The sequence below is a fragment of the Peteryoungia wuzhouensis genome (assembly GCF_003205195.1).
In the GTDB taxonomy this organism is placed as follows: domain Bacteria; phylum Pseudomonadota; class Alphaproteobacteria; order Rhizobiales; family Rhizobiaceae; genus Allorhizobium; species Allorhizobium wuzhouense.
Genome location: NZ_QJRY01000004.1, coordinates 80,003 through 99,956, shown reverse-complemented (window position 1 = coordinate 99,956; position 19,954 = coordinate 80,003). Strand labels below are relative to the sequence as shown.

The 19,954-nt window shown below is 62.3% G+C and carries 21 protein-coding genes and 1 pseudogene; 14 read left to right on the top strand and 8 right to left on the bottom strand.

Features of this window, described 5'->3' with window-relative positions; all coding sequences use genetic code 11:
* Nucleotide 1: 1 nt before the first annotated feature.
* The 12 genes from glgC (at nt 2) to DMY87_RS11980 (ending at nt 11,628) form a co-directional block, all read left to right on the top strand.
* Nucleotides 2-1,261 (top strand): glucose-1-phosphate adenylyltransferase, encoded by a 1,260-nt coding sequence (glgC, locus tag DMY87_RS12035; RefSeq protein WP_110791610.1) that lies wholly within the window; start codon nt 2-4, stop codon nt 1,259-1,261.
* Nucleotides 1,262-1,269: 8 nt separating this feature from the next.
* The gene (glgA, locus tag DMY87_RS12030; RefSeq protein WP_110791608.1) at nt 1,270-2,709 is read left to right on the top strand and encodes a glycogen synthase GlgA; all 1,440 of its coding nucleotides are present in this window, start codon (nt 1,270-1,272) and stop codon (nt 2,707-2,709) included.
* Between the two features lie 3 nt (nt 2,710-2,712).
* Nucleotides 2,713-4,341, top strand: a complete 1,629-nt coding sequence (locus DMY87_RS12025) for an alpha-D-glucose phosphate-specific phosphoglucomutase (protein ID WP_110791606.1) — start codon at nt 2,713-2,715, stop codon at nt 4,339-4,341.
* Between the two features lie 116 nt (nt 4,342-4,457).
* On the top strand, nt 4,458-4,817 hold the full coding sequence (locus DMY87_RS12020; protein WP_110791604.1) for an ArsR/SmtB family transcription factor: 360 nt from the start codon (nt 4,458-4,460) through the stop codon (nt 4,815-4,817).
* 10 nt (nt 4,818-4,827) lie between these two features.
* Nucleotides 4,828-5,337: an arsenate reductase ArsC gene (locus DMY87_RS12015; RefSeq protein WP_110791603.1), complete on the top strand. Its 510-nt coding sequence runs from the start codon at nt 4,828-4,830 to the stop codon at nt 5,335-5,337.
* 5 nt (nt 5,338-5,342) lie between these two features.
* Complete coding sequence (locus tag DMY87_RS12010; protein WP_110791601.1) at nt 5,343-6,044, top strand: aquaporin; 702 nt, start codon at nt 5,343-5,345, stop codon at nt 6,042-6,044.
* On the top strand, nt 6,041-6,466 hold the full coding sequence (gene arsC / locus DMY87_RS12005; RefSeq protein WP_110791600.1) for an arsenate reductase (glutaredoxin): 426 nt from the start codon (nt 6,041-6,043) through the stop codon (nt 6,464-6,466). The genes DMY87_RS12010 and arsC overlap by 4 nt, the downstream gene beginning before the upstream one ends.
* Entirely contained in the window at nt 6,441-7,169 is a 729-nt protein-coding gene (gene arsH / locus DMY87_RS12000; RefSeq protein WP_110791598.1) for an arsenical resistance protein ArsH, read from the top strand. The genes arsC and arsH overlap by 26 nt, the downstream gene beginning before the upstream one ends.
* Nucleotides 7,170-7,248: 79 nt before the next feature.
* The gene (gene glgX, locus DMY87_RS11995; protein ID WP_110791597.1) at nt 7,249-9,207 is read left to right on the top strand and encodes a glycogen debranching protein GlgX; all 1,959 of its coding nucleotides are present in this window, start codon (nt 7,249-7,251) and stop codon (nt 9,205-9,207) included.
* Between the two features lie 88 nt (nt 9,208-9,295).
* On the top strand, nt 9,296-9,784 hold the full coding sequence (locus DMY87_RS11990; RefSeq protein ID WP_110792157.1) for a MaoC family dehydratase: 489 nt from the start codon (nt 9,296-9,298) through the stop codon (nt 9,782-9,784).
* A gap of 20 nt (nt 9,785-9,804) precedes the next feature.
* Nucleotides 9,805-10,863 (top strand): DUF2332 domain-containing protein, encoded by a 1,059-nt coding sequence (locus DMY87_RS11985; RefSeq protein ID WP_110791595.1) that lies wholly within the window; start codon nt 9,805-9,807, stop codon nt 10,861-10,863.
* A 228-nt stretch (nt 10,864-11,091) separates the two neighbouring features.
* Nucleotides 11,092-11,628, top strand: coding sequence for a hypothetical protein (locus DMY87_RS11980; protein ID WP_110791593.1), 537 nt, complete (start codon nt 11,092-11,094; stop codon nt 11,626-11,628).
* Nucleotides 11,629-11,964: 336 nt separating this feature from the next.
* On the opposite strand, the pseudogene DMY87_RS11975 reads toward DMY87_RS11980, so the two are convergent.
* The 7 genes and pseudogenes from DMY87_RS11975 to DMY87_RS11945 all read right to left on the bottom strand — a co-directional run.
* Nucleotides 11,965-12,102: pseudogene (locus DMY87_RS11975) on the bottom strand (sarcosine oxidase subunit gamma); the annotation flags it as partial.
* Between the two features lie 22 nt (nt 12,103-12,124).
* Entirely contained in the window at nt 12,125-12,439 is a 315-nt protein-coding gene (locus DMY87_RS11970; RefSeq protein ID WP_110791592.1) for a type II toxin-antitoxin system RelE/ParE family toxin, read from the bottom strand.
* Nucleotides 12,426-12,695, bottom strand: coding sequence for a ribbon-helix-helix domain-containing protein (locus DMY87_RS11965; RefSeq protein WP_110791590.1), 270 nt, complete (start codon nt 12,693-12,695; stop codon nt 12,426-12,428). The genes DMY87_RS11970 and DMY87_RS11965 overlap by 14 nt, the downstream gene beginning before the upstream one ends.
* A 132-nt stretch (nt 12,696-12,827) precedes the next feature.
* Nucleotides 12,828-13,382, bottom strand: coding sequence for a sarcosine oxidase subunit gamma (locus tag DMY87_RS11960; protein WP_110791589.1), 555 nt, complete (start codon nt 13,380-13,382; stop codon nt 12,828-12,830).
* Entirely contained in the window at nt 13,375-16,368 is a 2,994-nt protein-coding gene (locus tag DMY87_RS11955; RefSeq protein WP_110791587.1) for a sarcosine oxidase subunit alpha, read from the bottom strand. Before DMY87_RS11955 ends, DMY87_RS11960 begins: the two co-directional genes overlap by 8 nt.
* The gene (locus tag DMY87_RS11950; RefSeq protein ID WP_110791586.1) at nt 16,365-16,685 is read right to left on the bottom strand and encodes a sarcosine oxidase subunit delta; all 321 of its coding nucleotides are present in this window, start codon (nt 16,683-16,685) and stop codon (nt 16,365-16,367) included. The genes DMY87_RS11955 and DMY87_RS11950 overlap by 4 nt, the downstream gene beginning before the upstream one ends.
* Before the next feature lie 17 nt (nt 16,686-16,702).
* A complete protein-coding gene (locus DMY87_RS11945; RefSeq protein ID WP_110791584.1) occupies nt 16,703-17,956 on the bottom strand; it encodes a sarcosine oxidase subunit beta family protein in 1,254 nt (417 codons plus the stop codon).
* A 304-nt stretch (nt 17,957-18,260) separates the two neighbouring features.
* Here DMY87_RS11945 and rpsU point away from each other — a divergent pair, with 304 nt between their 5' ends.
* On the top strand, nt 18,261-18,485 hold the full coding sequence (rpsU, locus tag DMY87_RS11940; RefSeq protein ID WP_062280187.1) for a 30S ribosomal protein S21: 225 nt from the start codon (nt 18,261-18,263) through the stop codon (nt 18,483-18,485).
* Nucleotides 18,486-18,626: 141 nt separating this feature from the next.
* A complete protein-coding gene (locus DMY87_RS11935; protein WP_425353496.1) occupies nt 18,627-19,487 on the top strand; it encodes a tetratricopeptide repeat protein in 861 nt (286 codons plus the stop codon).
* A gap of 159 nt (nt 19,488-19,646) precedes the next feature.
* On the opposite strand, the gene DMY87_RS11930 is transcribed toward DMY87_RS11935, so the two are convergent.
* On the bottom strand, nt 19,647-19,871 hold the full coding sequence (locus DMY87_RS11930) for an aa3-type cytochrome c oxidase subunit IV (protein WP_062280190.1): 225 nt from the start codon (nt 19,869-19,871) through the stop codon (nt 19,647-19,649).
* Nucleotides 19,872-19,954: the final 83 nt, after the last annotated feature.

Below are 19,954 nucleotides of genomic sequence, written 5' to 3'. Positions count from 1 at the left end.
AATGACGGAAAAGAGAACAAAAAGCCTGTCGCGCGATGCCATGGCCTATGTGCTGGCCGGTGGTCGCGGAAGCCGCCTCAAGGAACTGACGGACCGCCGCGCCAAACCGGCCGTCTATTTCGGCGGCAAGGCCCGCATCATCGATTTCGCCCTGTCGAATGCGCTCAACTCCGGCATCCGCCGCATCGGCGTCGCCACCCAGTACAAGGCCCACTCGCTGATCCGTCACCTGCAGCTCGGCTGGAACTTCTTCCGTCCCGAGCGCAACGAGAGCTTCGACATCCTGCCCGCCTCCCAGCGCGTCTCCGAAACCCAGTGGTATGAAGGCACGGCCGACGCCGTCTACCAGAACGCCGACATCATAGAATCCTATGCGCCGGAATACATGGTCATCCTCGCCGGCGACCACATCTACAAGATGGACTACGAGCAGATGCTCCAGCAGCACGTCACCTCCGGCGCCGATGTGACCATCGGCTGCCTGGAAGTGCCGCGCATGGAAGCGACCGGCTTCGGCGTCATGCATGTTGATGGAACCGACCGGATCATCGATTTCGTCGAAAAGCCCGCAGACCCGCCGGGCATTCCGGGCAACCCGGATCTGGCGCTGGCCTCGATGGGCATCTACGTCTTCCACACCAAGTTCCTGATGGAACTGCTGCGCCGCGACGCCGCCGACCCCGATTCAAGCCGCGACTTCGGCAAGGACATCATCCCTTACGTGGTCAAGAGCGGCAAGGCCGTCGCCCACCGCTTCGCCCAGTCCTGCGTCCGCTCGGACTTCGAGCGCGAACCCTACTGGCGCGACGTCGGCACGATCGATGCCTATTGGCAGGCCAATATCGACCTGACCGACATCGTCCCCGAGCTTGATCTCTACGACAAGAGCTGGCCGATCTGGACCTATTCCGAGATCACCCCGCCCGCCAAGTTCGTTCACGACGACGAAGGCCGACGCGGCTCGGCGATCTCCTCGCTCGTCTCCGGCGACTGCATCATCTCCGGCTCGTCGCTCTACAAGAGCCTGCTGTTCACCGGCGTGCGGGCCAATTCCTATTCCCGCCTTGAGGGCGCCGTTGTCCTGCCGAAGGTGCAGATCGGGCGGCATGCACGCCTGACCAATGTCGTCATTGACCACGGCGTGGTGATCCCCGAAGGCCTGATCGTCGGGGAAGATCCGGAAATGGACGCCAAGCGTTTCCGCCGCAGTGAGAATGGCATTTGCCTGATCACCCAGGCGATGCTCGACAAACTGGGTTAGACACGGAAATGAAGGTCCTTTCGGTTGCCTCCGAACTCTACCCGCTGATCAAGACAGGGGGCCTTGCCGATGTGGCCGGCGCCCTGCCCTTGGCGCTTTCCGCCCATGGGGTGGAAACGAAAACCCTCATCCCCGGCTACCCGGCGGTCATGAAGGCAGTCAAGGCACCGAAGAAGGTTCACGAATTCGAGAACCTGCTTGATGAACACGCGACCCTGCTTTCGGTCCGTCATGAGGGGCTGGATCTGCTCATTCTCGACTGCCCGCAGCTCTACGAGCGCTCGGGCGGCCCCTATCTCGATACCCATGGCCGCGATTATCCAGATAACTGGAAGCGTTTTGCCGTGCTGTCCAAGGCCGGCGCGGAGATTGCCGCCGGCATTCTGCCGGATTTCAGGCCTGACCTCGTCCATGTGCATGACTGGCAGAGTGCGCTCGTTCCGGTCTACATGCGTTATGCCGAAACGCCCGAGGTCCCGAGCCTCATCACCATTCACAACATCGCCTTCCAGGGCCAGTTCGCCGGCTCGCTCTTTCCCTATCTCGAACTGCCCGGCCATGCCTTCTACGAAGCGCTCGAGTATTACGGCACGCTGAGCTACCTGAAGAGCGGCATCATCACGGCCCACGCCGTCTCCACCGTCAGCCCGTCCTATGCGGAAGAGATCCTGACGGCGGAATTCGGCATGGGCCTGGAGGGACTGATCGCAAGCCGCGCGGACGATCTCTACGGCATCGTCAACGGCATCGACGCCGATGTCTGGAACCCGGCCGCCGATGCGCTGCTGCCGGCGGGCTATTCTGCGGCAAACCTGAAGAAACGCGGCGGAAACCGCGCGGCGCTCCTGGAGCGCTTTGGCCTCGACAGCGATGACGGGCCGATCTTCTGCGTCGTCTCCCGCCTCACCTGGCAAAAGGGCCTCGACCTGCTGCCCGCCGTGATCGACGACATCGTGGCGCATGGCGGCAAGCTCGCCATCCTCGGCTCGGGCGACAGCGAGATCGAAGCCGCCCTCCAGCATGCCGCCGCCCACAATCGCGGCCGCGTCGGCATGGTCCTGGGTTATGACGAAAAACTCTCGCATCTCATGCAGGCGGGCTCCGACATCATTCTCGTGCCCTCGCGCTTCGAGCCCTGCGGCCTCACCCAGCTCTACGCGCTGCGGTATGGCTGCATTCCGCTCGTCGCCCGCACCGGCGGCCTCGCCGACACCATCATCGACGCCAATGAAGCGGCTCTCGCCGCCGGTGTCGCAACGGGTGTTCAGTTCGCACCTGTGACCACCGACGCGCTGCGCCGCGCAATCCACCGCACTTTGCGCCTGTACAGTGACCAGGGTCTCTGGTCGCAGATGCAGAAGCAGGGCATGAAGTCCGACGTCTCCTGGATCAGGAGCGCCGCGACCTATGCCGAACTCTATCAACGCCTCGTCTCGAAAGGCCAGTAATCGATGATCTCGACCGTCTCTACCAAGCCCTATGCCGACCAGAAGCCCGGCACCTCGGGACTGCGCAAGAAGGTTCCGGTCTTCCAGCAGGAGAACTACGCCGAAAACTTCATCCAGGCGATCTTCGACAGCCTCGAAGGCTTCGAAGGCCAGACGCTGGTGATCGGCGGCGACGGCCGTTACTACAATCGCGAAGTCATCCAGAAGGCGCTGAAAATGGCCGCCGCCAATGGCTTCGGCAAGGTCTTGGTCGGCAAGGGCGGCATCCTCTCGACGCCGGCCGCCTCGCATGTCATCCGCAAATACAAGGCCTTCGGCGGCATCGTGCTCTCGGCCAGCCACAATCCCGGCGGCCCGACCGAAGATTTCGGCATCAAATACAATATCGGCAATGGCGGCCCGGCCCCGGAAAAGATCACCGATGCGATCTTCGACCGCACCCGTAACATTGACAGTTACAAGATTGCCGACGTCGCCGACATCGACCTCGATACAACAGGCAGTTTCGACCTCGCCGGTATGACCGTCGAGGTCATTGACCCCGTCACCGACTATGCCGACCTGATGGAAACCCTCTTCGACTTCCCGGCCATCCGCGCGCTGATCGCAGGCGGCTTCCGCGTCGTGATCGATAGTATGAGCGCCGTCACCGGCCCCTATGCCGTCGAGATCCTCGAAAAGCGCCTCGGCGCGCCCGCCGGTTCCGTGCGCAACGAAGTCCCCCTGCCCGACTTCGGCCACCACCACCCGGACCCGAACCTCGTCCATGCCAAGGAACTCTATGACGACGTCATGAGCGCTGATGGCCCGGACTTTGGTGCGGCCTCCGATGGCGACGGCGACCGCAACATGGTCGTCGGCAAGGGCATGTTCGTCACGCCCTCCGACAGCCTCGCGATGATCGCCGCCAACGCCACCTGCGCCCCCGGCTACAAAAACGGCATCGCCGGCATCGCCCGCTCCATGCCGACAAGTGCCGCCGCCGATCGCGTTGCCGAAAAGCTCGGCATCGGCATGTACGAGACGCCGACCGGCTGGAAATTCTTCGGCAACCTGATGGATGCCGGCAAGGTCACCGTCTGCGGCGAAGAAAGTTTTGGCACCGGTTCGGACCATGTGCGCGAGAAAGACGGCCTCTGGGCGGTGCTCTTCTGGCTCAACATCGTCGCTGCCCGCAAGCAGAGCGTGAAAGAGATCGTGGAAAGCCACTGGGCCGAATACGGCCGCAACTACTATTCCCGCCACGACTACGAAGCCGTCGACACGGACAGCGCCAACGCCCTCGTCGCCGCCCTCCGCGCCAAGCTCGACAGCCTGCCCGGCAGCAAGATCAACGGCCTCACCGTGACCGCTGCCGACGACTTCGCCTATCACGACCCGATCGACCACTCCGTCTCAAAGAACCAGGGCATCCGCATCCTTTTCGAAGGCGGCAGCCGCATCGTCTTCCGCCTCTCCGGCACCGGCACCTCCGGCGCGACGCTGCGTCTTTATGTCGAGCGTTATGAGCCCGACGCCAGCCGCCATGGGATCGAGACGCAGGCGGCGCTCGCCGACCTGATTGCGGCAGCGGAGGAAGTGGCCGATATCACGCGCTATACGGGGATGAGCGAGCCGACGGTTATCACCTGACCACATCGAGGCCTTCGCTCAAACATCGGAACCCCGGCGTCTTCGACACCGGGGTTTTTCTTTGCCAGCAGCGTGACCCCGATTGACTCCATGCTCATATCCAATATTCTGGATATATGGATGAAAAATCGACAATCGCGGCCCTCGCCGCCCTGGCTCAACCGACCCGGCTGCAGACCTTTCGCCTGCTGGTGGCGCACGAACCCGACGGTATTCCCGCCGGTGAACTCGCCCGCCTGATCGGCGTGCCGCAGAACACCATGTCGGCGCATCTGTCGACGCTTTCCCAGGCAGGCCTCGTCACCGGCGAGCGCCAGAGCCGCTCGATCATCTACCGCGCCGATCTCGACCGCTTCCGCGCCGTTGCCCTTTACCTGCTTAAGGATTGCTGCGGCGGCAATGCCAGCCTTTGCCAGCCGCTGATCGACGATCTCGCCTGCTGTTCACCCACCCTCGAAGTCACCCGCCCCAACTGAGAGACCGGCCATGTCCGACAAGGTCTACAACGTGCTCTTCCTCTGCACCGGCAATTCAGCCCGCTCGATTATCGCAGAAGCGCTCCTCAACCGTCTTGGCCAGGGCAAGTTCAAGGCCTATTCAGCCGGCTCTCAGCCGAAGGGCGAAGTCCACCCCTACACGCTGCAGCTTCTGAAGGGCATGAACTACGACACGAGCTTCGCCCGCTCGAAGAACTGGGACGAGTTCGCAGTACCCGGCGCGCCCCAGCTCGATTTCGTCTTCACCGTCTGCGACAACGCGGCCGCCGAAGCCTGTCCTGTCTGGCCGGGCCAGCCGATGACCGCCCATTGGGGCGTTCCCGACCCGGCTGCCGCAGACGGTACGGAAGCGGAGAAGCACTTTGCCTTCGCCGAAGCCTATCGCATGCTCAACCACCGCATTTCGATCTTCGTCAGCCTGCCGATGACGAGCCTCGACAAGCTTTCGCTGCAGAAGCGGCTGAATGAGATCGGCAGCGACACCTCGAAGGCGGATTGAGACGCATGGTCGAGCTGACCCGCCGCCTGACTGCCGAGGCGCTCGGCACCGCAATCCTTGTCGCAACCGTCGTCGGCTCAGGCATCATGGCCGACCGCCTCTCCGACGATGTCGCGGTCTCCCTGCTCGGCAACACGATCCCGACCGGCGCCATCCTCTTCGTGCTGATCACCATTCTGGGACCGATCTCCGGCGCCCATTTCAACCCGGCTGTGACCCTCGTCTTTGCCCTGCGCAAGGAGCTGGAGAGGGCAGCCGTTCTGCCTTACATGCTCGCCCAGATCCTTGGCGGCATTGCCGGCACGCTCATCGCCCATGCCATGTTCGAGCTACCGATCTTCCAGGTCTCGGAGACAGTTCGCACGGGATCGGCGCAATGGACGGCGGAGGCGGTGGCAACCTTAGGCCTGCTCCTCACCATCCTCGGCGGGTTGCGCTTCAAGGCAGACGCCATCCCCATGCTGGTCGGCCTCTACATCACGGCCGCCTACTGGTTCACCGCCTCGACCTCCTTCGCCAATCCGGCAGTGGCCATCGCCCGCAGCCTGACCAATACCTTTGCCGGCATCCGTCCGATCGATCTGACAGGCTTCATCCTCGCCCAGGTGGCCGGCGCGCTGATCGCTGCCGCTCTCGCCTCATGGCTCTTCGCCGAGAGCCGCAATCAAATCCCCCCGATCATACCCGAAGGAACGGAACGTCCATGACCGTCACCATTTATCACAATCCTGCCTGCGGCACCTCGCGCAACACGCTCGACCTCATCCGCCACGCCGGCATCGAGCCCACGGTCATCGAATATCTGAAGACCCCGCCGAGCAAGGAAGCACTGGCCAAGATGATCGCCGACGCCGGCCTCTCCGTACGCGAGGCGATCCGCGAAAAGGGCACACCCTATGAGGAACTCGGCCTTGCCGATCCCGCCCTCTCGGACGACCAGCTGCTCGACGCGATGATCGCGACGCCGATCCTGATCAACCGTCCGCTTGTTGTCACCGAGATCGGCACCCGCCTCTGCCGCCCGTCCGAAGTGGTGCTCGACATCTTGGCCCCGGACGCCTTCATCAGCGCCTTCGTCAAGGAAGACGGCGAAGCCGTGCTCGATGCGGAGGGCAAGCGCATTGTCTGACGCGAAGATAGACCTCCCCGCTGCCGATCCCGATTACCTGCGCCTGCCGGACCCCGAGGCGCTGCGCCGCCCCTTCTCGACGCACAAGCCGCGCATCCTGATCCTCTATGGCTCGCTGCGGCAAGTCTCTTTCAGCCGCCTGCTCGCCATGGAAGCCAAGCGCCTGCTCGAACATTTCGGCGCCGAGGTGAAGGTCTTTGACCCGTCCGGCCTGCCGCTCCCCGACGATGCACCGGTGAACCATCCCAAGGTGCAGGAATTGCGCGACCTCTCCGAATGGTCCGAGGGCCAGGTCTGGGTGAGCCCCGAGCGTCACGGCACGCTGACCGGAATCATGAAGGCGCAGATCGACTGGATCCCCTTGTCGATCGGCGCCATCCGCCCGACCCAGGGCAAGACGCTCGCCGTGATGCAGGTTTCCGGCGGATCGCAGTCCTTCAATGCGGTCAACGCCATGCGCCTGCTCGGCCGCTGGATGCGCATGATCACCATCCCCAACCAGTCTTCCGTCGCCAAGGCCTGGCAGGAATTCGACGGCAACGGCCGGATGAAACCCTCGTCCTATTACGAGCGTGTCGTCGACGTCTGCGAGGAGCTGGTCAAGTTCACGCTTTTGACGCGCGATATCTCGGGTTACCTCACCGATCGCTACAGCGAACGCAAGGAAGCGGCGGTGAAAGCGGTGAACCTCAAGGCCATGTAAGCCAACCGCTCTGGCCGATGGCGCGCCGCCTGCTATTGTTCCCTGAGGCGAGCGAATCAACCGGACCGCGAGGCGACCCATGACGGAAACGATGCTCGGAGCCATCCTCAGCAAGGCCGGGGCCGATTTCCGCCTCTGGTCGCACCATGCCAGTCTCGTCGAGCTCTGTCTCTTCGACGACCACGGCCAGACGGAACGCTCCCGCCTGCCGATGAGCCGGGGTGACGGTGATGTGCACCATGTTTTCGCAGCGGGCATCAAGGAAGGCGCCCGCTACGGCTTCCGCATCCACGGCCCCTATGATCCTGCGCAAGGGCATTGGTACGATCCGTCCAAGCTGCTGGTCGACCCCTACGCCACCGAACTCGACCGCCCCTTCGTCTATGACCCAGGCCTCGGCCAGTTCGGCGTCGACACTGCGGATCTCATGCCGAAGACGATCCTCAAGGCCCATAAGTCGCTGAAGCCGATGATGCCGCTCGGCGACCGCGCCGGCTTCATCTACGAGGTCAACGTCAAGGCGCTGACCATGCTGCATCCTGGCGTGCCCGAGGCTCAACGCGGCACGCTATCCGCCCTCGCTCACCCCGCCATCCTCGCCCATCTCAGGCGCATCGGCGTCGACATGGTCGAACTGATGCCGATCACCGCCTGGATCGACGAACGCCACCTGCCCCCGCTCGGCCTCACCAACAGCTGGGGCTACAATCCCGTCGCCATGATGGCGCTCGATCCGCGCCTCGTGCCCGGCGGGGTGAAGGAATTGCGCGAGACGGTCGCTGCCCTGCATGCGGAGGGCATCGGCGTCATCCTCGACCTCGTCTTCAACCACACCGGCGAAAGCGATGTTTTGGGCACCACGCTCTCCCTGCGCGGCATCGACAACCGCTCGCTCTTCCGCCATGTGGCTGATGATCCCGGCACGCTGGTCAACGACACCGGCTGCGGCAACACGCTGGCCTGCGACCATCCCTTCGTCCGGCAACTGATTGTCGATACGCTCCGCCACTTCGTCCTTACGGCAGGAGTGGACGGCTTCCGCTTCGACCTCGCCCCGATCATGGGCCGCCACTGGGACGGTTTTCATCCGGACGCGCCGACCTTGAAAGCCATCCTTGAGGACGAGGTGTTGGAAGACCGCATCCTGATCGCCGAACCCTGGGATATCGGCCCCGGAGGCTATCAACTCGGCCGCTTTCCGCCCGCCTTCCTTGAATGGAACGACCGCGCCCGCGACACCTTTCGCCGCCACTGGCGGGGTGACGCTGGTACGACGGGCGATCTCGCGACGGCACTGGCCGGCTCCGCCGATCTCTTCGCCCATGACGGCCACGGCCAGACCCGCAGCGTCAACTTCATCGCCGCCCATGACGGCTTCTCGCTCTACGACGTCGTTTCCTTCGAGCACAAACACAACGAGGCGAATGGCGAGGAGAACCGCGACGGCCACAACGAGAACCATTCCTGGAACAACGGGGTCGAGGGTGAGACATCGGACAAGGCGATCCTGAAGAAACGTCGGCAGGATGTCGAAGCCCTGCTCTCGACCCTCTTTGCCAGCCGCGGCGCCGTGATGCTGACGGCGGGCGACGAATTCGGCCGCAGCCAACGCGGCAACAACAATGCCTATTGCCAGGACAATGCGCTGACCTGGCTCGACTGGTCTGGGGCGGACGAGGAGCTGATCGAAACCACCGTACGGCTTGCCGCCATGCGCCAGCGTTTCTCCTGCTTCATGGACACCTCGACACTGACCGGAAACGGCGATGTCAGCTGGCTGAATACAGAGGGGCTGCCCATGACCGTCGCCGACTGGGAAACGCCCGATCTCGGCGCCTTCGCGATGCTGCTCGCGTCCATCGATCGTGAGACCGGCAAGGACTGCCGTGTGGCCGCCCTGTTCAATCGATCCACCGAGCCGCAGGACTTCGTGCTCCCCGCACAAGACAAACGCAAATGGCGCCGCCTCGAGACGGGTCGAAGCGCCGCGAAGATCAGCGTGAGGGCCCGCAGCGTGGATTTCTGGGTCGAAGCCTGAGTTTTTGACGACCAGTGACGTTAGCCTCTTCCGCCTGACATGAACCGGCTGTAGCCTGCGGGAATTATTGAAGGATCAGGTTCTTTTCATGCCGCAAGAGATTTCGCTCAAGGACGTACCGGGCCTCGTCGGCACCGTGGTCGGCGTATCCGACTGGATCACGGTGGACCAGCCGATGATCGACGCCTTCGCCGGCGCCACCATGGACCATCAGTTCATCCACACCGACCCCATCCGCGCCGCAGCAGAGACGCCCTTCGGCGGCACCATCGCTCACGGTTTCCTGACGGTCTCGCTTCTGTCGGCGATGAACTACAACTGCCTGCCCAAGATCCGTGAACAGACGCTCGGCATCAACTACGGCTTCGACAAGCTGCGCTTCATGTCGCCGGTGAAGACTGGCAAACGCATTCGCGGCTCCTTCAAGCTCGCCGAAGCCCGCTTTCGCGGCGCCGGCATGCTGATGAACACCTACGAGGTGACGGTCGAGATCGAGGACGAGCGCAAGCCGGCGCTGACCGCCGATTGGATCACGATTTCCCAGTTCGACCCGAAGGATCGGCCGGAAGGCGTCTGACACGAAAGGCGCCTCAGACCATGACCGACGACCGCAGCGAACTGATCCGCCAGAGTTTCCGCCGTCAGGCCAAGGCCTGCGCCGATCTCGGCTCCCCTTTCACCGCACGGCTGTGCACACTGGCGGCCGAACGGCTGACCGATACGACGCCCGTCGGCGCCACGGTCCTCGGCTGGCCGGGCAATCCTGACGGCACCGGCGATGCGCTGGCACTCAGGCTGGCCGGCACACTGCATGCCCTGGTCCGATCCGGCCAGGACCCAGCCCTGGCGGCGGTCTATCCCCCGCATACCGCCGACGATGATACGCTCTGGGCCGCCTTGGAAGCCGCCTTGCGCCGCGACGAAGCCTTCATACTGGAGCGCCTGAAATCCGCCCCACAGACCAACGAGGTGCGCCGTTCCTCCGCCCTGCTCCCCGGCTTCCTGACCATCGCCGCGCAGACCGGCAAACCGCTGATCCTCTCGGAAGTCGGTGCAAGTGCGGGGCTGAACCTGCAATGGGACCGCTACCGCAACCAACTGGGAAACTTCCGCTGGGGCAAGGCCTCCGCCGTCGAACTCGCCCCACGCTGGGAAGGCCCGCCGCCACCGCAAGCCGCAATCGAGATCACCGACCGCGCCGGCTGCGACCTGAACCCGCTCGACCCAGCCTCTGAAGACGACCGCCTGCGGCTCTTCTCCTATATCTGGGCCGACCAGCAGGACCGCCTCGACCGCACGGCAGCAGCGCTCGAAATGGCAACCGAAAGCGGCTTGAAGGTCGAAAAGGCCGATGCCATCGGCTGGCTGCGGCACCGTCTGGCAACGCCCCGCTCAGGGCTGACGCACGTGATCTACCACACCATCGCCTGGCAATATCTGCCGCCGGCGCTGAAGGCCGAAGGTGAAGCGCTGATCGCCAACGCCGGCAGCCGCGCGACGGAAGCCGCGCCCCTTGCCCGCTTGCAACTGGAGGCCGACGGCAAGCCGGAGGGGGCGGCAATCCTGCTCACGCTGTGGCCATCAGGCGAGACTCGCGAGATCGGCCGCGCGGATTTTCATGGGCGTTGGGTGAAATGGGTGGGGTGGGAAAGTTGAGCCGCTTGAGTTGGACAGAGCCGGTCTCACGTCTACTATCGGTCCAAACCGGTCATGGCGGCAGCACTTAAAGACAAAGCTCTGCTCGCTCCGGTTCGGTCGGCAGCGCCTTGTGCGCCGGGCCCATCAGCAGATAGCGTCCGCGGTAGAGTCTCATATCGCTGCGCTCTTGAATCTTGCTCCGTCTAAGACCTCCCGTGTGTGGAGGTAGTGATATCGAGGCCGCTTATGTTACACAAATTTCCAACAATAGCCCTGGCAGCAATCCTCTTTTGTAACTTTGCAACAGTCTCCAAGTCGTCGGAATTGCAGGATGCTGACTATGCTAGCGCGACAGATTTGGTGTCCAAGGGCGATTGTCAGAGGGCATGGGAGTTGATTCGAGACTCCATTGTCACGCAGCCGGCAGTCTTAGATAGTTTCTTAACGTTCGCGTTCAGCAATGATTTTCGTGTATATCCTTCCATGGAGGATGAGGAAGAATTCGCAAAATTCTTTATCGCGGTGTCGATATCTAATTCTGAGAAATTAGACACTAGCGCGCTGAACTTCATTGACTCCGCTTTATTCCAAATTATTGATAAAGATGCGAAAAGCGCATTTCTTAACTACGAAATTGAAGGGACGCATTGCAGAGAGGAAGCTTTTTTCTCTTTGGAGCGTAAAGCGGTAGGCGAATATTTAAAAGAATTTGTTGCATCTATGTCGGATGTACATAGCTACGGCTATTGCCCACCTGGCATGGGCAAACGACGAAAGCCTTAGGCCTTCCTTGATTTCCACAGAAGCAACAGCGCATGTCCTGAAGACTCACGGAATTTTCTATTCCCTGTAGTCTTTGGGAGGTTCCCGGGTTTCAGATCAACTTGGTTCTTTCGCCCAGGCTGCCAAAGCGGTCAGTTTCCGCCCGGTCCCAAATTGGGAGACCCCTTGCGTCGACCGAATGTCCGTTTTTGGAACGAAGCGGTCATCAGCTCTCCACACCTCCGAGCCACGTGCTACCTCGCAATGCCGTCCACGCGCTTGCGCCGAAGTCACCATCAAACGCAAAAAGGCCGGGTCACCCCGGCCTCCTCAAATCCCGTCTAACATCCCCGTCCCTCAGAGCGAGGCATCCTCCGCACCCTCGGCCAGCATGCCAAACGCATACTCCGCAAAGGACCGCCAGCATTCGACCCGGAACATATCCTCCTCAACCCGGTAGAGGATGATCTCGATCCTGCCAAACACCGAGCGGGTGAAGTGGGCAGGTTTGGACCAGTCAACCGCTTGAGTTGAATAGAACCGCATAGTTGCGCCGCCCGTAGAATATGTTGGTGATCTCCACGCCACCGTTCTCCACGACGTAAAGCACAATTGCACTATGTTCGAACGGCACCATGCGCAGCCCCGGAGCCAGATCCTCCCGTGACACTCCGCCATGGGGAATATCACCGATCTTCTCGCAGCGCGCACGAATACGACCGACATAGCGTCTTGCCGTCACCGGTGACTGACTGAGCGACAGCACGAACGCGAATATGTCTCGAAGATCGGTCAACGCCTCGGGGCGAAAACGGACCTTAGCGCGCCGCACGTCCCGACACCGGTCGCGCCTCGGCCATCATCTCGTCAAGTGCGGCATCCACCTCTTCCATGCTGAGGCTTGGCCGGGGGTCATCAATCGACCGGCGCACACGCAGCCGGATGGCCTCAAGCTGCTGAGCCGGGTCGTCCGCCGTTTGGTGCCAAGCCTCGATTGCGGCAAGCACAGCCTCGTCCGCAGACGCAAAACCGCCGACCTCGACAAGGTCGTCCACAGCCTTCAGGGTCTCGTTTCGCAAAGATTTCATCAAACCTGACTTCCATGCTGCGCAATCGCGACCTCACAATAGCATGCGGAAAACATCGACGCGAGATCCACGCCAAACGCAAAAAAGGCCGGGTCACCCCGGCCTCCTCAAACCTCTTCAAACACCAGCCCCTCAGAGCGAGGCATCCTCCGCACCTTCGGCCAGCATGCCGAACGCATACTCCGCAAAGGACCGCCAGCATTCGACCCGGAACGTCTCGTCCTCGACGCGGTAGAGGATGATCTCGATCTTGCCGAAGACGGTGCGTGTCACCGCACCCACCGGGAAGGCGGCGAGCGACAGGTCAAGTGGGCAGGCCGCGTTCAGCGTGTCGGCGGCAGCCGGACCGGAGACGATGATCGCGGTGTTGCGGTGGGAAATGTCCGTCGCCGAGTGAACCACGCCGGAGGCGGCGCAGTCGGTCATCGGCGTGTCACCCTTCTCGTCGATCAGGAACCATTCGTCCGGACCGATCCAGAAGGCCGTGCGCCCCTTGGCCGAGGCGGAGGTCTTGGGCTTTGTCGGCAGCTTCAGACCGAGCGTCTTGGAGAGGCCTGCGACGGCATCGGCGCCTGCGCGCAGCGACACGCGGGTCGCGGGAAGTGCCGGCGTTAACCGCACCTTGGCGCTGCCGCCGTGGAGGCCGGCGAGAACGGGTTTGCGCTCTGCAACAGACATATCAGCCATGGATGCGGCCTCCTTCCTTGTCAACGAACACCATGTCGGTCACTTCGACCGCGATGGTCTTGTCCTTCATCGGCACATAAAGCGTCTCGCCCATGCGGGCGCGTCCACCGGCCACCATCGCAATCGCAATCGAGCGACCGAGGTTTTCCGACCAGTAGGACGAGGTGACATGACCGAGCATGGTCATCGGCTTCGGCTGGTTCGGGTTGGCGACGATCTGCGCGCCCTCTTCCAGCACTTCGCTCGGATCCTTGGTGAAGATGCCGACGAGCTGCTTGCGGCCTTCCTTGACGAGGTCAGGACGCTTCATGCCGCGAATGCCGACAAAGTCGGTCTTCTTCTTCGACACCGCCCAGGAAAGGCCGGCATCGTCAGCCGTCAGGGTGCCGTCGGTGTCCTGGCCAACGATGATATAGCCCTTTTCAGCACGCAGCACGTGCATGGTCTCGGTGCCATAGAGGCAAGCACCAAGTGATTGCGCGCGCTCCCAGATTTGTCTGAAGACGTCAGCACCGAAATCGGCAGGTACGTTGACTTCGAAACCGAGTTCGCCGGTGAACGACACGCGGAAGAGCCGCGTCGGCACGCCGCAGAACTTGCCTTCGGCCACGCTCATATGCGGGAAGGCTTCGTTCGAGATGTCGATGCCCTCGACAAAAGGCGCGATGATGTCGCGCGCCCTCGGACCCTGGACGGCTATGACCGCCCACTGTTCGGTGGTCGAGGTGAGCCAGACCTTCAGATGCGGGAATTCCGTCTGCAGATAGTCTTCCATGTGATGCATGACACGCGGCGCACCGCCGGTCGTCGTCGTCACGTGGAAGCGGTCCTCGGCCAGACGCCCGACAACGCCATCGTCATAGATGAAGCCATCTTCGCGGGTCATGATGCCATAACGCGCCTTGCCGGGCTTCAGCGTGTCCCAGGCATTCGTATACATCAGGTTCAGGAACTCGGCGGCATCGGGACCGACCACCTCTATCTTGCCGAGCGTCGAGGCGTTGAACACGCCGGCTGCCTCGCGCACCGTCTTGCATTCGCGGTTGACGGCGGCATGCATGTCCTCGCCCGCCTTGGGATAGTACCAGGCGCGCTTCCAGTTGCCGACATCTTCATAGACGGCGCCCTGAGAGACTTCATAGGCATGCATCGGCGTCTTGCGCACGGGGTCAAACAGCGCATCGCGCGAATGGTTGATCAGCGTGCCGAAGGTGACAGGCGTGTAGGGCGCGCGGAAGGTGGTGAGCCCGACCTGCGGGATCTCCTTGCCGAGCACTTCCGCCGCAATGGCAAGACCATGCATGTTGGACAGCTTGCCCTGGTCGGAGGCCATGCCGTTCGTCGTGAAGCGCTTGATATGCTCGATCGAATGCATGCCTTCGCGCACAGCCAGACGAATATCTTTGGCGCAGACATCGTGCTGGAAGTCGACGAAGGCCTTGACGTTGTCCTCGCGGCCAGCGCCTTCGGCAGCGCCGATCATGCCCCCGGTCCAGGCATGGGCATTGGCACCGGAGATAGAGATTGAAGGCGTCTCGGTCGCACCGGCAGCCTTGGCCGAGGAAAGGCCGGCAGCCGTTGCCTCGTCGAGCAGCGCCTGCAGATCGTCAGTGCCGTTGCAGCCACCGACGGAGACACAATCCTGAACATAAACATCAGGCAGGAAGCGGTCGTTTGCCGCGTCATATTTCAGCTTGCCGCGCGACTGCGAGAACATGTGCACCGACGGCGTCCAGCCGGCCGACATCAAGAGCGCATCGACCTCGATCTTGCGGGTGGAACCGCCGCCATTGCGACGAACGGTGATCGAGCGAACGCGCAGGCGGCCAGCCGTGTCGACAACACCATGGCCGGTCAGCACTTCGATGCCAAGCGCACGCGCCTGGGCCAGAACGCCCTCGCCCGGCTTTTCGCGGGCATCGACGATGACGGGAACGGACACGCCCGCCTTCTTGAGATCGATCGCCGCTTCATAGGCCGAGTCATGCGCCGTGTAGACGCCCACCTTGGCACCGACAGCGACGCCGAAATGGTTGAGATAGGTGCGGCCGGCAGCTGCCAGCATGATGCCCGGGCGGTCGTTGTTGGCGAATACCATGTGCCGTTCGATCGAACCGCTGGCGATGATCACGCGCTTGGCACGCACCTGCCACAGCCGCTCGCGCGGCTGGTTCTTGGAGGGCTTGGCGATATGGTCGGTGACACGTTCGACCAGCGCCACGTAATTGTGGTTGTGATAGCCAAACGCCGTGGTACGCGTAAGCACCGTGACATTCGGCATGCCCTTCAGCTTCGCGACGGTCGCTTGCGCCCAGTCCCAGCCGCTCTGGCCGTCGACGGTCGCGCCCGTGTCGAAGTGGAAGGCACCGCCCATGTCCGGCTGCTCGTCGACAACAATGACGCGCACGCCCGTCTGGGCGGCGGCGAGCGCCGAAGCGATACCGGCGGCACCGCCACCAATCACCAGCACGTCGCAATAGGCGTAACGGTTGGCGTAATGATCCGGATCGGCTTCCTTCGGCGCATGGCCGAGGCCGGCCGCGCGACGGATGAAGGGCTCATAGATCTGGTGCCAGGCAGCCTTCGGCCACATGAAGGTCTTGTAGTAGAAGCCGGCAGCGAAGAAGGGCGACAGCAGGTTGTTGACCTCGCCGATGTCGAGCGACAGCGACGGCCAGCGGTTTTGCGTCTCGATCTTCATCCCGTCGAAGACTTCCTGCACGGTCGCCCGCACATTCGGCTGGCGGCGGGCAGCGTCACGCGAGACGTCGAGCAGCGCATTCGGCTCTTCCGGACCTGCGGTCAGGATACCGCGCGGACGGTGATACTTGAACGAGCGGCCGGAGAGATGCATGCCGTTGGCGATCATGGCAGACGCCACGGTATCGCCTTCGTAAGCGGTCAGCGTGCGGCCATCGATGGTGAAGCGCGCGGTCAGAGCCGGCGTCAGGCGGCCCTTGCCGGGAATACGGTTGGCAGCGCTCATGCCTTCTCTCCCTTCGATGCAGACGGGGCAACCAGTGTTGCAGGATCGGGCATGGGTTCACCGGCCTTGTAGGTCAGCAGGATCTTGTCGGAGATGGTGTCGCGGGCCGCGTTGAAGAAGCGACCGCAGCCATGGATATGGCGCCAGCGCTCGAAGATGAGACCCTTCGGGTTGTCGCGCAGGAAGAAGTAGTCGGCGAATTCCTCGTCCGTGATCGAGGCAATATCGGCGGGACGCGCGATATGCGCTTCACCGGCGGCGCGAAACTCGAGCTCTGCGCGCTCTTCTTCGCAATAGGGGCATTTGATGACCAGCATGATGGACGATCCCTAATTCAGTGCGCCACGGCAGCGGCGGCTGCCTCGTCGATGAGGCGGCCGGTGCGGAACCGGTCGAGCGTCAGACCCTGGGCCAGCCGATGCGGCTCGCCCTTGGCGATGAGGTGTGCGAACAGGTTGGCAGACCCCGGCGTCGCCTTGAAGCCGCCCGTACCCCAGCCGGCATTGACGAAGAGGTTCGGAACCGGCGTGACGCTCTGGATCGGCGAACGGTCGGCCGTGTTGTCGGTGATCCCGCCCCACTGGCGCATCATCTTCACACGACGGAACATCGGGAAGAGCTCGCAGATGGCATCAAGCGTATGCGTGATGATCTGCATGCCGCCAGTCTGGCTGTAGGAGTTGTACTGGTCGGTACCGGCCCCGATGACCAGCTCGCCCTTGTCCGACTGCGAGATATAGGCATGCACGGTGTTCGACATGACCACGCAGGGGAAAATCGGCTTCAGCGGCTCGGAGACAAGAGCCTGCAGCGGCGTCGAGTGAACCGGGAGACGAACGCCCGCCATGCCCATGACGACGGAGGAATGGCCGGCAGCGGAAACGCCGATCTTCTTCGCGCCGATGAAGCCCTTCGTCGTGTCGACGCCAGTCACTTCACCATTCGGGCCACGGCGGATGCCGGTGACTTCGCAGTTCTGGATGATGTGCACGCCGCGATCCGAGGCCGCACGCGCAAAGCCCCAGGCAACCGCATCGTGACGGGCGGTACCGCCGCGACGCTGAAGTGCTGCACCATTGATCGGGTAGCGGGCATTCTTCGAGATATCGAGCGGCGGGCAAAACGCCTTGGCCTGCTCCGGCGTCAGCCACTCATTGTCGATGCCGTAGAGATTGTTGGCATTCACATGCCGCTTGAACGACTGCTGGTCATGCACATTGTGCGACAGCATCATCACGCCGCGCGGCGAATACATGACATTGTAGTTGAGGTCCTGGCTCAAGCCCTCCCAGAGCTTCAGCGAATGCTCGTAAATGTCCATGCTCTCTTCATAGAGATAGTTGGACCGGATGATCGTCGTGTTACGGCCGGTATTGCCACCGCCGAGCCAGCCTCTTTCAATCACAGCGACATTGGTGATGCCGTGCTCCTTGGCCAGATAATAGGCGGCGCCCAGACCATGGCCACCGGCACCGATGATGATCACGTCATAGGACTGCCGCGGCTCGGGAGAGACCCACTGAGCCTCCCATCCCTTGTGGGCACGCATGGCCTCACGGACAACGGCAAAGACCGAATATTTGCGCATTCGCCTTAAACTCCTGTGGTTCAGGCACTGGGGTAGGACGATACTCCTCGCAAATCAATATGCGCTATGACGTCCGTTTTGCGACGCAATGCCACCCGGCTTTCGACACATCCCCGTCCGCCTGCTCCAGCGAGAAATTAATCGGCTGCAGGGCTTGCGCCATATGGACTTTTGAGGGCGGATCTGCTATTTCGCACCCCAATCGCCGGACTCAATTGGCCGCGCGAAGCAATTTGCTGTTTCCGTGGATGCGACCTCCATCGACGGAAGGACCAACCCTAAGAACCAAAGGAACGGGATAAACGTGCAGGTACTAGTCCGCGACAACAACGTTGACCAGGCGCTCCGCGCTCTCAAGAAGAAGCTTCAGCGCGAAGGCGTCTTCCGCGAAATGAAGATGCACGATTTCTTCGAAAAGCCATCTGAGAAGCGTGCCCGCGAAAAGGCCGAGGCTGTTCGTCGCGTCCGCAAGCTGGCGCGCAAGAAGATGCAGCGCGAAGGCCTCCTGCCGGCTGCACGCGGCCGTTGATCGGCCCCGTTTTAGACGTTTTTCTGTGAAATAAGGGCGGGGGCGAAACGAATCGCCGCCGCTCTTTTGATATCCAACACGAACTAACGCTGTCACCGGGCCTTCAATGGCGCTGGCAGCGGCCGGATGATGCGCTCCATGATGAACAGCCTTGTGCTCCCGACCGCCCTCACCGCCATCAGCAGCAAACGCCTGATCACAGCGACCGCCCTTGCCGGCGTTCTGGCTCTGAGCGGTTGCGCGACGACGACGGAAACGACGGATGTGATCCGCATCGATCGTGCCCAGGGTTCGGAAGAAAACATCGCCTCCCTGTCGGCCGTCATCCAGTCCAATCCGCGCGATCCGGAAGGCTACAATGTGCGTGGCTCGGCTTACGGCCGCGCCGGCCAGTTCCGCCAGGCGCTGGACGATTTCAACACCGCCCTGCAGATCAATCCGCAATTCTACCAGGCCTATGCGAACCGCGCGCTGGTCTACCGCAACATGGGCAAGCCCGTCGAAGCGGCTGCCGACTACAATTCGGCCCTTAAGATCAATCCGAATTACGACGTCGCCTATATCGGCCGTGGCAATATCTACCGCCAGGCCGGCCGTGTTGACGAGGCCTTCGGCGACTTCAACCGCGCCATCCAGCTCAACACCACCGATGGCCGCGCCTATCACAATCGCGGGCTGATCTACCAGCTGCGTGGCGATCACGCCAAGGCGATCGACGACTTCTCCAAGGCGATCTCGCTGTCGCCGAGCGCGCCGGAACCCTATAACGGCCGTGGCGTCTCCTATATCGCGCTGAACGACGACGAAAACGCCTTTGCCGACTTCAACCATGCCATCGAGCTGAACGACAAGCTCGCCGAGGGCTGGGCCAACCAGGCGCTGGTCTATGAGCGTCGTGGCGACAAGGCCCGCGCGGCGAAGTCTTATTCGCACGCCCTGCAGCTCGACCCGAAGTATGAGCCTGCCAAGCAGGGTCTTGCCCGTACACGCGGCACGACCTGATCGCAGCAGAAAGCCAGTATCCATCAACGAACGGCGGGGAGACCCGCCGTTTTTTTATGCGCCCCGCGACAGCGGAAACGGCCCGCAGACAACAAAAAAGGGCGACCCGCCTGGGGTCGCCCTTGATAAGATCAGACGTCGAAGACGCCCGGCAGACACTCAACGCAGCAGGAAGACGCCCGCGACGCTCAGCACGATCCAGATGAAGGTGCCGCCGAGGAAGCCTGCGCCGCCAAAGAAGCCGGCAGCCATGGCCAGCATCAGCGCAACGATGATAGCGGTGCCGTATTTTGCGCCGGCGATGAAAAGATCATAGGTCTTGTCGTGTTCCCGGTAGTCCATCGAAGCACCGATTTCGACAGGACCAGAATGCTCTTCGCTCATATTCGATCTCCCAGTTCAATCGCGGGCCGCACCGGTGGAGAATCTGATCCCACACCGCAAACGGTGAATTTTCGTCTTTTTCC